Origin of the sequence: Rosistilla oblonga, from assembly GCF_007751715.1 — a bacterium.
Taxonomy (GTDB): Bacteria; Planctomycetota; Planctomycetia; order Pirellulales; family Pirellulaceae; genus Rosistilla; species Rosistilla oblonga.
In genome coordinates this window covers 2,294,308-2,308,106 of sequence record NZ_CP036292.1, presented here as the reverse complement: position 1 = coordinate 2,308,106, position 13,799 = coordinate 2,294,308, and the positions used below count along the sequence as shown (strand labels likewise).

Here is a 13,799-nt window from a genome sequence, read left to right as displayed (position 1 = left end):
TTAGGAATCGTTGCCCGGTTGCGGCGTGGCGTTTTGTTGGGGCTGCTGTTGCTTGTTGTTCGGCTTTTCCTTCCCCTGTTTGCCCGGCTGATTCCCTTCGGGCTTCTTGTTTCCAGGCCAGGGACGCAGCAGGTCGGCCAGAGTCTGCATCGACTTGGCATCCATCGGAACGCTTAACGATTGAACCACGACGGTCGTGTCGGGTTTGGCGTTCTGGTCCATGTATTGGATGATCTCTTCGATCGCGGGCAACCACTCCTCTTGCGCCGAAACGATGATCGTGTTGGAGAGCGCATCGACACCGACCGACAAGGCACCTTCGAACGACGCTTTGACTTTCGTCGGCTTACTGTCCTTATCGTCGTTGCCACCGAAAATGCGGAAGGTCCGCGACGATCCCGAGCTCTGTTTCTCCTTGTCGCCGCCACCGGCAAACTCTTTATCTTTGGAGGACAACAGGTCGCGGAAGACATCTTTTACCGTCGCTGCGACGACGTTGGCGTCGGAGTATTCGAGCTTAAAAACTTTTAAGCGACGGGCGCTGATCGATTCTTCCGACGGGGCGCGGTCGTAGATTTCGATCAACTCCGCAATCGTCTCCATCTGCTGCGGCGTGGCATCGCGGACGAGGATCGAATTGGTATCGATGTCGTAGATGAACCGGACGGGACGACGACTGGCCAGACCGTTGTTCTTCGACTCTTCCTTGAAGTCCATGCCCATCCAGGCACGCATCCAATTGTCGCTGCTGTCGGTCGATTTTTCGTCCTCGAAGTATTCGTCGAGGTTCAATTTAACGAGCGACGCCAAGGCGTATTGCAGATAGAAAACGCGGTGTTTCTTGGGAGGCGGGGAGAGTCGCTGCATCAACTCTTCCAAAGCGTCGAGCGCCGCGGTGTCTTGAGAACTCAAGATCAAGCGGCCATCGTTGGCGATCGAGATCGTGATCGGGGGCAACGCTTCGTTCCCCGTATTCTTCGCGTCGTCAGCGGCCGTTTTCTCGTTGTCGGCGGGCGGTTGCGCCGCGTTTCCAGTCGATCCTTGCGCAACTTGTGGTCGCGCAAAAACAGCGGTCTGCACTCGCGGTCGCTTTGGCACCGCGGTCGTCCTGGCGTTGTCTTGTTCTGCGGAATCCGTAGGCTGACCTTCGTCGGATGGTGCCGATTCGGACTCCTCTTCCACCGCCGGCAATTCCCCTTCGACGCGGATCGGATTGGCGGTTGCGGGCCACAACTGCTGCAACTGGCGAATCAGATCGGCTGTCGATTTCGCTCCCCGAGAATCCTGCACCCGGATCGTGTTCGGATTGCCGCTGTCCCCCGGCAGCTCGCCCAGCTTGACCAGCAGGTTGTTGACGGCTTCGAGTTCGGCTTTGTTCGCGAACAGCAGCAGGCGATTATTTTCGATATCGGCTTCGACACGGAAATCCGATTCGGGCTTATCGTCATCGTCTCCACCACCGTAGCGCCGGTAATAATAGTTGTTGCGATTATCGTCTTTCTCTTTCTTGCCGATCAACAGATTGTGGATCGTGACGGCCGCTTGATCGGCGGGCAGACGCTTGAGCCAAATGACTTCGATCTCGCGTCCCGAACCATCCAGTTTGTCGATGATCGCACTGATCTTTTCATGATCTCGAACGGTCGCGCTGGCGAAGATGACTTTCGCATCGGCGTCCATCTGCAGCATCGTTCGCGGGTCGAGGTCGCCGATCTCTTTGAGCGCTGTCACGACCGATTCAGGCTTAAGGCTGACCAAGGCGTAACGCCGCATCTCGACAAGGCCACCGGTTTCCCCCGGTTCGCCAGTGACCAGGCTGCCGCCAGCCGATCCGCTGGGGACATCCAACTGCTCGATCGTCCGTTCGATTTTCACCAGCACGTCGGGAGGAGCGTTGACGAGAACGCTGTTGACCCGTTTGTTCACCGTCACAAAAACCTCCGGGGCACTGTCGCCTCGCAGGAACTTCGTCACGTCTTTTCCCTTCTGCTGCATCTGCATAAACAACTGCAACCGCTGCTGTTCGACTTGCAATTCATTGGGACTGCGGCGCGACGAGGGGTCCAAGCCCAGCAGGATCATAACTTGATCGGCGACATAGTCGGCGCGGACGTATCGGATATGAAATTCGCGTGGCACCTGATGCGAATCGGCAGCGGCGTGTTCGGCGTTGATCAATCGACTGACATCGCGAAGGTTGGCGACCGCATCGATCACCAACAACCGGTTCGACGACACCAATGGCTGCACCTTGCCGTTGGGACTCAGCAGCGACTTGACATCCGCCGCCAACGCTTCGGCTTTCAGTTTGGTCGGCAGCGGGAACGTGATCTTGGCAAAATCGTAGGGGGACAGGTCCATCAGCTCCGCTTCGTCTTCGACCCGCGGCAACATGCTGGGGTCGAGTTTGTCGATCTTCACGATCGACAGCACCTGGCCGCGCAGCAGCATCGTGTAGCCGCGATCCAGCAGCAACCGATTGACCAGATCGCGAGCCTCGGTGATTGTGTAGCTGCGGTAGGTGATCAGGTTCAGATAGCCGCCGGGCATCTGTTGCCAATCGAGGCTGTAACCGCCGACATCGCTTAGCCATTGCAAGAAGTCGGGCCAAGGCTGGTTCCGGAATCGGAAACGGATCCGCCCATCGGGATCGGGACGCAGTTCGAACTCTTTCGGATCGGGTGGCACTGGCGGTTCGCCCGGTCGCATCACCACTTCCGGCGGCTTGGCCTCTTCGCCCTTCTTGGCGTCGCCGTCGGACTTCTCCTCTTTGCCTTTCTCCTTGTCCTCCGGTTTACCATCTTTTGAGTCTTTGGGGCCGCTGGACTTCCCAGAGGGCTGCGGCCGCGAGCCGCCAGAGGGCCGGGCGGCGGGTTGAGCCTGCGCGGGAGCGAATGCTTTCTGCTGGGCGGCAGCTCGCTGCGGCAAAGCGGTTGTCGCACCGATCAGACACAGCAGAGCCAGCTTGATGCCGTTCGTTAAGACGCTCGCGAATTGCCTTTCGGAGGTCGCGTAATTCATAAGATTCGGTCCGTGGGAATTTCGGCTGCAGTGAGGTGGGAGGCTTCGTCAATCGGAGAGAGCAGAATCGCGGGGCCGCTGGAAAGGATGATGTTCCCGCGGCGGAGATTTATCTAAAAACGGGGCTATTTGTCGTCGCGTTTCTTCTTTGGCTTGCGTTTCTTGTCGTCGCGGCGGTCGGAATCGCGGTTCCGCTTCAGTGCGGTCAGTTCCTTTTCGAGCGATTTCTGCCGTCGTTGCAGCGATTCGTTTCTCTTGTTCGCCTGTTTCAGCTGATCCAACGCCGCCTGATGTTCCTTCTCCATCGCAGCGGACTGCTTCTCTAATTCAGCTGTCTTTTTCTTCATCAGCTCAGTCGTTGCCAGGCTGTCCTCCAACGCACGCAACTTATTCGCCAGAGTCCCCCGCAGCTCACGCGATTGTTTGCTCGCCGCGTCGACGGCTTTCGACCTTTCGATCATCAGAGCCTTCATCTCGTTGGCTCGCTTGCTGAACGCCATCGCTTGCTCAGCGTGTTCCTTTTGGGTTACCTCGAGTTGCTCGACCAACTCGCGATTCTCCTTGGCTTTCGCGACCGCTTCCATCTTGGCGGCTGCGGCTTGCTTTTGCAGCGACTGCATCTGCTCGGCTAATTTGCTTTTCAGTGCCTGCTCGCGCTGCTGTTGCATCTCACGCTTCGACGCAAGCCCGGCGGAGATTTCATCGACCAAGGTCTTCAAGCGAACGTCGGCAGCGGCGAGTTCTTCGGCGTGCGCCTTCCGCATCGCCTCGATCGTCGCTTGCAGTTTTTCCAACGCTGGCTTGGCTTCGGCCTGCTTCGCGGCAGCTTGTTCACACAACTGCAACTGTTTCGTCAGGTGATCGATCCGTTGATTGGCTTGGTTCAGATCGTGCTGAAAGTTGGCTGTCGCTTCGCGGAGCTGCGCCGCGAGGTCGGGAGGCGCGGGGAGATCGTCCGGTATGTCGGCTGGAACTGCAGCATCGACATGGTTTTGCGGGCGGTTGATCTGCAGCACCGAATCGCCAGTCGAAGCCGCCGCCGGCGCAGCGGGAGCGTTTCGGTTGGCCGCTTTTTCGCAGTCGACGGTGCATGGGGGGGCAGGCAGCCGCTTCGGAGAGCTATCCGGCTCGGCCTGTTTTGGCGGAATCGGCGGCCCGACGGAGATCACGCGTTCGCCGTGAGCAAGCGCTTGATATTGTCCGACCGCGGGCGACGCGGCTAGCGGAACGGCGAGAAGCAGGAGGGCCAGCGAGCGAAAGAGCATGGACATGGCGGTGAACTCCCCAAGAGCGGATTCGCAGAAATCGGACGAGTGGTGGATCGAGTCCGCTCATTCTGCGTCGATTCGGTGGCCAAAGCAAATGAAAACTCGTGCCGGGCGTTTTCGGCGACGGAACCGAAGATTTTGGAAAACGGCAAAAATCATGCGAAACCCGCGACCGCCGGGATGGTTAATAGCTGTGTAAAAACAAACTTCTCAGCTGAGTCGATTCACGACCAGCGTGAACCTTCGTAAGTATTGGAGTCCGGCCCATGTTCGTTCGCTCTCGAAATTCGCTGCTCGTATGCGCAGCTGTCGCAATGTTCGCGACCCCTGTTTTGGCTCAACCCGGTGGTGGACGTGGCGGACGCGGCGGCGGCCCCGGTGGAGGAGTCGGCAACAGCAAGTTCTTGCCGATCGCCGCAGCCCTGCGTTCGGAAGAGGTTCGCGAAGAGATCGAATTGATGCCCGACCAGGTCGAAGCATTGAAGAAGCTGAACGATCGCGAGAACGGTCGCCGCGGCCAAGATCGTCCCGATTTCCGCAACATGTCCGAAGAGGAACGGGGCGAATACATGGCTAAGATGCAAAAGGAACGCGAAGCGCAGATGGAAGAGTCCAACGCGATGGTGGAACAGATCCTGCTGCCGCCACAAATGGATCGTCTGCGTGAGATCGCCGTTCAAATGACAGGCGTTAACGCATTGTTCTCCGATTACGTAACGACAGAGCTGAAGATCACCGACGCACAAAAAAGCAAGCTGACCGAAGCCCAAGCCGCTTCGCAAGCCAAGATGCGTGAAAAGATGCAGGAGATGTTTGCTGGTCGAGGCCGCGGCGGCGACCAAGGCGGCGAGCGTCCCGACCGCGACGCGATGCGAGCTCAATTTGAAGAACTTCGCAAAAGCGTCGAAGGTGACCTGTTGGCGGTTTTGTCGACCGAACAACAAGCCAACTTTGAAAAGCTGAAAGGCGAAAAGTTCGACGTGCCTCAGCGAGCTGGCGGTGGCCGCGGTGGTGAAGCGGGTGGCCGCGGCGGACGTGGAGAACGCGGCGGTGAAGGTGGCGGACAACGCCGCGGTGGGCGCCAACGTCCCGAATCGTCGAACGAATAGTCCGCTAGTTGGGTGACAACTCCCCCAGCCGAAAATCGCGAGATCCTTGTTTCAGCCGACCGCTGAGACAAGGATCTTTTGCGTTGGTTGCGACGGCAAGTCGAGGCAGGTGTCGCGCTGTCGTTAAATGCAGGCATTTCGAAACGGTAAAGAATCTAATGCGTTTGCGGTGTCGGTGCCGATACCCCACCTTGCCACCGACTGTGAATTAGCAATCATAAAGCAGACGAATTACTGTCCCACTTGCGAAGGCGCCCCATGAATCAAGAGATCTGGAATTCCCATTCCTACCAAAGCGTGCAACGCCAACGTCAGCTGACGCTTGGGGATTTGTTACTGGAAAACCGAATCGTCTTTTTGCAAGGCGAGATCCATACCGGCAACGCAAATGAAGTGGTTATGAAACTGCTTTATCTGCAAAGTGAAAACCGTCGCAAAGACGTTCACTTCTACATCAATTCGCCAGGTGGCGACGTGATCGCAACGCTAGCGATCTACGACACGATGCAGATGCTGTCGTGCCCGATCGCAACCTACTGTGTCGGCCAAGCGGCCAGCGGTGGAGCTGTGTTGTTGGTCGGTGGAACCAAGGGCAAACGTTACGCATTGCCTCATTCACGCGTGATGATGCACCAACCCGCTGGCGGCGTGGGTGGTCAGATCAGCGACATCGAGATCCATGCCAACGAGATCTTGCGTTATCGCGACGTCCTGAACGGAATCCTGGCTGAACACACCGGGCAGACAGTGGAAAAGATCGCTCACGATACCGATCGCGACTTCTTCTTAACCGCTCAAGCCGCCAAGGAATACGGAATCGTCGACGACATTTTGACCAAGCCACCGGTGGGTGCCGAAGACGAAGCTGCCAAGGGCTAGCCGTCGCGGTCTGCTGAGTCTACTTCCATTCAACACGCATTTATCCCCGATTCCACAGGTTGCCAACGATGCCATTGATCCCCTACGTCGTCGAAAAGAGCGGTCGCGAAGAGCGAGTGTACGATATCTACAGTCGCTTGCTGAAAGACAGGATCATTTTCCTCGGCTCGCAAGTCAACGACGATGTCGCCAATTCGCTGGTCGCCCAGATGCTGTTCTTGCAGTCGGACGACCCCAAGGCGGACATCCATCTGTACATCAATTCGCCCGGCGGTAGCGTTAGCGCCGGACTGGCGATCTACGACACGATGCAGTTCGTTTCCTGCGACGTGGCAACCTATTGCATCGGCCAAGCCGCTTCGATGGGTGCTGTGCTGTTGACCGCCGGTGCGAAGGGGAAGCGTTACGCGCTGCCCAACGCGCGGATCATGATCCACCAACCGCTGGCTGGCATGCAGGGAACCGCCGAAGAGATCCGCATTCACGCCGAAGAGTTCCGCCGCATCAAGCGGAAGCTGAACGAGATCCTGATCCATCACTGTGGCAAGTCGATGGAAGAGATCGAAAAAGATACCGACCGCGACCGCTTTATGTCGGCCGATGAAGGTGTCGAATACGGCTTGATCGACAAGGTTGTCGCTTCGGTTGCCGACAAGACTTAATCCGCCAGCGGCTTACATTTAACCAGCGATTTCCATGGTTGCTTCGACTGCGTTGCCCGCAGACAAACGTGCCCAGCAAGGCGGCCTACTGTTCCTGGCTTCCCTGCTGGTCTTCTTCATCACGGGGATCATATCGTTTGTCCTGTACGCCAGCTGGCGCGAGGCGACGTTTATCCAGTCGGAGAAGCTGCCGCTGTCGTTCGCCTGGAGCACGTTGTGCTTGGTCTTTGTCAGCGGCCTGCTGCACTGGGCCGTCCACTGCGTGCGTCACGAACACTGCCGCCAATCGCTGGCTCTGCTGGTCGCGGCCCTGATCGGTTCGATCATATTCTTGGTAGTCCAGGGCGTGGCGATGTGGCACGTCGCTGGCGGCTATGCCACCGCGGGACTGGAAGCCGGCCTTGCCGGAATGATGCTGGTCCTCGCACTGCTACATGCTCTGCACGTGATCGGTGGCGTGGCAGCTCTCGTGATCGTGACGATCCGTTTGGCCCGCGGCCAATACGATCATGAACGGATGTGGGGCATCTCTTTCACCGCCCAGTATTGGCACTTCCTGGATCTGGTTTGGATCGTGATGCTGTTTGCGTTCTGGTACACCAGCGGCGGATTTGCGACGTAAGCACGTCACATTGGATTGTTCGGTTAAGCCGCGAGCCCATCCGGGCGGCGCGGTCATTAAAAGCGCGGGGCGATGCCCACGCAGTTACACAAAAAATCTCAGTGCTAGCTGCTGAAATACTAGCTATCCGACGGATGTGCTACCAAGAACCGCCGCATATACCCGAATGGCTATTCACCAAGCGTCACTGGGTTGCCGATAAACTGGTGGGCCGCGATTCTTAACGCACGGAGCAGTCAGTGAAAATTCGCAAAACGTACTCTGTCGTCGTCCTAGCGTTAATCGCTTTGTTTTTCTGCATTTCGGGAAATGGAGACGTACCTGACGAATCCCGCTCCAAGTCTATATCGCTGTCCGACACGCCTGATTCATCCGCAATGACTTCAACTCGTTGGATCATGCGCCCCGTGTACGAACGTCAGGAAAAAACGGTTACCTACACCGTCATGCAACCGGTTTACGAACAGCGTACTACGACGCGTCGTTACACTCAGATGAACGTCGTTCGCGAAACTCGAACGAAGCTGGACGATGTGACAGGGGAATCAATCGACTACGTTGTCTGCAAGATGGTGCCAGAAATCAAAGAAAGACACATTGCTCACACCGTCTGTAAGATGGTTCCCGAAGAAAGAACTAAAAACGTTTCCTACACGGTATGTCGAATGGTGCGCGACGAACTAATTGTTGACTAGCGGCGTAAATCCAGACGCTCGGATCACCATCGCATGCACCGGACCTGGGCTTGCGAGTTTTCACATGAGGAACATCAACCGTCCCGGCCCGTGGATCTGTATCGATCTTCGGCGTACTTCTAGATGAAGTCTTCGTCGCCGCATCAGGCAGCTTTGAACAGTACGCGATTGCGTGGAACGTGGCGCAGCGATTCTTGTCCATAAGTCGACAACATCGCGTCGGCAACTTCAAATCCGTGGCGGAACAACAGACTGAACTCGTTGTGCGAGAGCTGCCGGAGCGTGGTTTCGATCTGAGCGACGCGTTGGACTTCGTCGTCCGATAGCGCTGGTTTGCCTGGCGTTGGACTGCGAGCGTAGACACTTTTGGTCGCCAGCCCGAGTCGCAAGTAGGCGCCGGTTCCTGGATTCTGTTTGAAATGCTCCATCAACATCCGCGCCCTCAGGCTGCGAACCTGGTCGGTCGCAACGTCGACTAACCGCAACGAAGCCTGCAAAAACCCGGGTCGCCACCGCGACTGGCGGGTCTCGCTGGCCAAGGGTCGCGAAGCATCGCAGACGATCAAATAATCGGTCCCTTCGCGGAGCCCCTCGCCGGGTTTGAACAGCGGTTCGACACCCAAGTTGTCGTAGACGCCGCCGTCCCAGAGGTGCAGATGTTTGTATTTTGGTGCGATCGGCTGCCAATCGTCGTCTGAAAATTCCGACCACTTGTACTTCTTCGATCGAACCAACAGCGGCCCGATCAAACCGGGGACCGCAGCCGACGCGGCGAGTGCGTGCGACAAACGGAAGTCGGGATCGGGAACATATTTTGTCTGGTAGTCGCCCATCAGATCGCGTTGAAATCGCCAGTTCTTACCGGTCTGATAACAGGTAGCGTTGATCAGCCAACGGGGCGCGATCGGCAGATCCGCAAGCGAACCTTTCAGTCCCCAAGTGCTCTCCAAAACGTCCCCCAAGACCGACGCCCGGCCCGACATCAATCGCCACGGCTGCATCAGCGACTTCATGACAAACGTGCGTTGCAAATTCCGAGTCGTCAGCAGCGACAGACATCGCGGCACGACATCGTGCAGATATTGTTCGCTACTGGGCCAACGGTTACCGGCGGTAGCAAAGACCAGCCCGGCAGCCAAACTGCCTCCCGAAACGCTGGAAACGATCTTCACGCTGCTCAACAGATCCTGGCGAGCCAAGCGGGCGAGCACTCCCAAGTGAAAGACAGTCGCACGAACGCCGCCACCGGAAAATGCAAGTGCGATCTTCATTGAGGTCTTAAGGTGACTTGGGTGAAACGGGGGACCAAAGGACGGGAAGATCCATCGGACCAAATCGGGCGTTCTTCCTGGCAATGATCCTAGCTACGGATCGATCCAACGGTCCAGATCAATCGGCTGTTGGAAGAGGCTTGGAAGCGACAAAACCGCCGCCAGCTATAGCTCGTAATATTCTTCGACCGCTTCGCGAAGCGTCGACTTCTCAGCCGACAGGCCGGTCCAGTCCTGGAACCCGTTCGCAAAACGCTGGACCAGAACATCGACAGCCGAAACGGCAACCACATGTTCGGCGATCGGCAACTGCGTCGCGGGATCGAGCGCCAATTCGACACAGCAGCCCGCGGTTTGGCAGCCTTCGATCTCCGCCGAATCGAGCGAGCAGGGCTTACCGTCCTCGGCATCGGCGCGGATCACGATCACGCTTGGATCGATGTTCTCCATCGACAGCGGATCGACATCCGATATCGATTCGCCAAACGCTCCGGCCCCCTCGGCCACGGCAACAGCCGGTTCCTGCAGCCCGGCGGTTGAATACTGGCAGGAGAGCGAGTGAGCGGAGAAATAGGCGGCGATTCCGCGAGCCTGCGGACCATCGCCCAAAATATAGATCTGGCTCGGTTCGGGAACCGCTTGCCGCGCCAGCTGCATCACGGCTCGTGCCAGTTGATTGCTGCCGACCCAAACGCCTTGAACCGGTTGCAAAAAATCGATCCAGCCATCGCCATCGCACCCCGTGGTGAAACGCTCCACGTGGGCCGACAGCTGGGTTTCAAACGGAGAAGCGATCGCCAGCCCCGCCAGTCCCAACGCTTTGACGCCCCGGACCGCTTCGTCGAAGGAATCAGGGGAAACGTTAAACGAAACAAATTTCCAATCCAGGCCCGCTTCGACCAACACTCTTTCCAATGCGAATTGCATCGCGTTGCCGGCGACCGGAAAACCGATCACGCATAACGTCGGTTGAATTGCGGGGTGCACTACCATCGGGTCACCGTCCCTTTGAATCAAAAAAACCCGGTCGCGGCAATCGTTTCCGATAGCCAGCGACCGGGCGATCTTTGCCTTCACACAAAGTTTGTTACCGGAGATCGTGCGACGTGCCAAACCACACACCGCACTAGCTCCGTTTTTTCAGCAAATCTTAACGCCGAATGTAGCTCGTGGGCTGCGAGGGACGGACCAAGCGAGCTGACTTGTTTTGACTGCTGGTCTGCGAGACCTTCGGTTGAGGCAACGTGTCGGCAGGCTGCTCGACAGCGTGCGGCACGGTTTGGTGTTCCATGATCTGCGGCTGCAGGCTAGGACCCTGTTCGCGAATGATCTCTCCGTGAGAGTAGCCACCGTGGGAGTAGCCGACGTTGTAGCTTTGGCTTTGGCATCCGCAACCACCCGAACCGCAGCTGCCGCCTGAAGCATAGCTGCCGCACGATCCGGCGGTGCATCCGCACCCATCGCCGCATCCGCCACCGCCGCAACTGCTGCCGCCCATGTACTTAAATCCCCAGATCGATGCTAAACCGCGACCGTGGACCGGGGCAACGCCACCGCCGCCGTCGCATCCACCACCACAACCACATCCGCCGCCACCGACGTATTGGCCATGGTTGTTGCAGGGGTCGTTGCAAGCGGGCGGGCAACTGGCCCATTCGTCGATATACAGCGAGCCGCAACCCGATTGGCAACCGCCGCCTCCAAAGATGCACGAACCGATATCGCGAAGGAAACCGCAGACGAAAGCACATGGGTTGATGCAACAGGAATTGCACGCGGCCGGGCCGCAACCACAACTCGGTTCACCGCAACCACCATCGATCCCGCAAGCGGGTTCCATGTAGCCGCCGTCGAAACCGCACGACGGTTCGCAACCGCCGGGGCCACAGCTGTCGCAGCCGCTTGCGTATCCAGGACCTGAATCGCAGAGGGGATATCCGCCGGGGCCGCAAACGCAGCCCGTCGACAGAACAATCAGTGAAACTAGCATCATGCTAGCGATCAAGAATCGCATCGTTTCGATTCCTATTTTGGTGTGAAGGCTATTCTCGCGCCAGCATCGCATCAGCACACCGATCGCGTGCCCTCAATGCCAACATATCTTGACTCAGGATTCGTTATCGTCACTCGGAATCGGAAAACTTGATCAAATCCGCAAAATCCGAATAATCCTCAAACTCCCCCCGCCTTGCCTCAGTCGATTCGTCAGCCGACGATCCACCGGACGACTCCGCAAAGCCCTATCCCGCTGCCGATCCGCGGCAGCGTAAAATGAACCGACGCGAGCAGATCCACCGCCCGCGAACCTCCAATCGGGAACACGCTGATGGCTCGAGATACTCACGACCGCGAAGACCTACTCGCCGAAGCGACCGGGCTGCCGGTCCGCGGTGTGATCCAGATGCCCGACGGGAACGAAGTTGTCGTCGGTTTTCGCGACGATGGTTCGCCCAGCTGGTTCTTTGCCGCGGATCCTGTCTTCCAGTTCGATCCTAACTTCCAATTGCGCCGCATTTTTTGTGACGGCACGCGGTACGCAGTCGCTGGCGGTCAGATCCTGCGACTCGAACAAACCGCTTCGGGTGGCCGCTTGCAACTGACCAAACACCCGTTGAATTCCGAGCAGACGCAGCAGATGTTGCAGCGCTGGGAAGACCGGATCCGCCCGCTGCAAGCCGCGATGCAGAACAAGACGCACCGCTGGCAAGGGACCTCGGTCCCGATCGCCGAGATCGAACCGCGGGTGCTGCAGTGGCTGGCCGATTGCCCCTCGCCGCCAACGATCGCCAAGGTATCGCGGCTGCCACGCCGCCGATCGTCGTAATCGCCCGCCGTGTCCTGCAGTCGCAAGCCGGTGGAAAAGTTGATGAAGCGAAACGCGGCAGACTGCATAGCACTGCCTAACCAATTCCGAATAGAATCAAAGCGTAGAGGCGATGCGTCTGGCGTTGTTAACGCTGACTTCTCTGAGTCGGTTCCCAACCGACCCTGAAGGCAATTGCTGAAATCCGCCGCAGAGGGACGAATTGCAGGGGAAGATACAAGCCGGGCGCTGGAAACCGCGAAAAACGAATATGAATGTCGACATGAATACGCTCCCCTTTGAAACGATCACAATCGACGGCTTTCGTGGGCTGCGCGACTTGCGGCTCGAAGGACTCGGTGCGGTCAACATTCTCGTTGGTGACAACAATTCGGGGAAAACAAGCGTCCTGGAAGCGATGTCGATCGCATGCAATCCGTTTGGTCCTCAAGAATGGTTAGCGATGATTCGGCGTCGAGATTTTGGCGGTCTGGACGAAAATCGCGGGCAATCGTTGCGGTGGTGCTTTCCGCAAAGTGGAGCGCTCAGAAATCAAGACTTCATGTTTAAAGGTCGATGCGAAATCAATTCGCAGGGTCGCTACCCGCTGCGAAAATTAGTCGCTGAAGTCTCCGATATTCAGGGCATCCCGAGCTTGAACGAATTGAAGCACATGCGGCGTTTGCCAGAGGATGCGACCGAATCGATCGCATTCGCCGAATCATGGCGAGGTATTGAGCTCAAGCACGTTGTTGAAATGAACGACGCAGCTGACCAACCGTCGCCCTTTGGTTTCCCTACGGTTTCCACGACAGATCCGATCACGCTTCAGTTTTGGGATGACGATGATCGCATGGGGCCGATCCTATCGAGGCCTCGACAGGGGAATTTGCCGTCAAGCACGCTAACGCCCTATTCGTATCAGATCAACCAACTCCAGCTGCGTTCACATTCCAGCCAGCTATTCCAGGGCAACGGCGATGCGATGGAGAAACGCGAGCATGTGCTCGACCTCATTCGCCAGTTCGATCCTGAGATCACCGATATTCAAATCGCTTCTTACGGCGGCCTTGATGCAGCGATCTACTTAAACCATAAGCGTCTTGGACCGGCACCGCTTTCTGTGTTTGGCGATGCGCTACGCCGGGCCGTGCTGCTTTCGAGCACCTTGCCAAAGCTAGTGGGAGGGCTGTTAATGATCGATGAAATCGAGACCGGTATTCACATCAGCTCGCTCGTAAAGGTTTTCGATTGGCTGATGAAGACGGCAAAACAGTTCGACGTTCAAGTCATCGCGACCACCCACAGTCTCGAAGCAATCGACGGTATTTTAGCCGCCAGCGGAGACAATCTCGACGATTTGGTGACCTTCCATCTCGACAACGACGGGGACCGAACGGACGCGAAGCGAATTTATGGTGACCTGTTGCGGCGAATGCGTCATCAACGCGGACTCGATGTGAGGTAGG

The 13,799-nt window shown here is 57.5% G+C and carries 12 protein-coding genes and 1 pseudogene; 8 read left to right on the top strand and 5 right to left on the bottom strand.

Translation table 11 applies throughout. The features are described from left to right. Together CA51_RS08205 and CA51_RS08200 are read right to left on the bottom strand one after the other, a co-directional pair. On the bottom strand, nt 1–3,021 hold the full coding sequence (locus tag CA51_RS08205) for a secretin N-terminal domain-containing protein (protein WP_145119492.1): 3,021 nt from the start codon (nt 3,019–3,021) through the stop codon (nt 1–3). 125 nt (nt 3,022–3,146) lie between these two features. After that, nucleotides 3,147–4,292, bottom strand: a complete 1,146-nt coding sequence (locus CA51_RS08200) for a coiled-coil domain-containing protein (RefSeq protein WP_145119490.1) — start codon at nt 4,290–4,292, stop codon at nt 3,147–3,149. Nucleotides 4,293–4,603: 311 nt separating this feature from the next. On the opposite strand from CA51_RS08200, the gene CA51_RS25740 reads away from it, so the two are divergent. The 5 genes from CA51_RS25740 (at nt 4,604) to CA51_RS08175 (ending at nt 8,256) form a co-directional block, all read left to right on the top strand. Next, nucleotides 4,604–5,398 (top strand): Spy/CpxP family protein refolding chaperone, encoded by a 795-nt coding sequence (locus tag CA51_RS25740; protein WP_197451683.1) that lies wholly within the window; start codon nt 4,604–4,606, stop codon nt 5,396–5,398. Nucleotides 5,399–5,656: 258 nt separating this feature from the next. Then, nucleotides 5,657–6,277 (top strand): ClpP family protease, encoded by a 621-nt coding sequence (locus CA51_RS08190; protein ID WP_145119488.1) that lies wholly within the window; start codon nt 5,657–5,659, stop codon nt 6,275–6,277. A 68-nt stretch (nt 6,278–6,345) separates the two neighbouring features. Continuing rightward, on the top strand, nt 6,346–6,939 hold the full coding sequence (gene clpP, locus CA51_RS08185) for an ATP-dependent Clp endopeptidase proteolytic subunit ClpP (RefSeq protein ID WP_145119486.1): 594 nt from the start codon (nt 6,346–6,348) through the stop codon (nt 6,937–6,939). A 34-nt stretch (nt 6,940–6,973) separates the two neighbouring features. Continuing rightward, complete coding sequence (locus CA51_RS08180) at nt 6,974–7,561, top strand: cytochrome c oxidase subunit 3 (RefSeq protein WP_145119484.1); 588 nt, start codon at nt 6,974–6,976, stop codon at nt 7,559–7,561. Between the two features lie 239 nt (nt 7,562–7,800). Beyond that, nucleotides 7,801–8,256: a hypothetical protein gene (locus CA51_RS08175; protein WP_231746065.1), complete on the top strand. Its 456-nt coding sequence runs from the start codon at nt 7,801–7,803 to the stop codon at nt 8,254–8,256. A 143-nt stretch (nt 8,257–8,399) separates the two neighbouring features. Here CA51_RS08175 and CA51_RS08170 read toward each other — a convergent pair whose 3' ends face one another. The 3 genes from CA51_RS08170 to CA51_RS25735 form a co-directional block, all read right to left on the bottom strand. Continuing rightward, nucleotides 8,400–9,527: a patatin-like phospholipase family protein gene (locus tag CA51_RS08170; protein ID WP_145119482.1), complete on the bottom strand. Its 1,128-nt coding sequence runs from the start codon at nt 9,525–9,527 to the stop codon at nt 8,400–8,402. A 165-nt stretch (nt 9,528–9,692) separates the two neighbouring features. Next, entirely contained in the window at nt 9,693–10,520 is an 828-nt protein-coding gene (locus tag CA51_RS08165) for a hypothetical protein (protein WP_145119480.1), read from the bottom strand. A gap of 157 nt (nt 10,521–10,677) precedes the next feature. After that, a complete protein-coding gene (locus tag CA51_RS25735) occupies nt 10,678–11,541 on the bottom strand; it encodes a hypothetical protein (protein WP_197451682.1) in 864 nt (287 codons plus the stop codon). 312 nt (nt 11,542–11,853) lie between these two features. On the opposite strand from CA51_RS25735, the gene CA51_RS08155 reads away from it, so the two are divergent. The 3 genes and pseudogenes from CA51_RS08155 (at nt 11,854) to CA51_RS08150 (ending at nt 13,798) form a co-directional block, all read left to right on the top strand. Then, the gene (locus CA51_RS08155) at nt 11,854–12,351 is read left to right on the top strand and encodes a hypothetical protein (RefSeq protein WP_145119478.1); all 498 of its coding nucleotides are present in this window, start codon (nt 11,854–11,856) and stop codon (nt 12,349–12,351) included. A 250-nt stretch (nt 12,352–12,601) separates the two neighbouring features. Then, a pseudogene (locus tag CA51_RS26500) lies at nt 12,602–12,757 on the top strand (AAA family ATPase); the annotation flags it as partial. Nucleotides 12,758–12,985: 228 nt separating this feature from the next. After that, on the top strand, nt 12,986–13,798 hold the full coding sequence (locus CA51_RS08150) for an AAA family ATPase (protein WP_231746064.1): 813 nt from the start codon (nt 12,986–12,988) through the stop codon (nt 13,796–13,798). Nucleotide 13,799 lies beyond the last annotated feature (1 nt).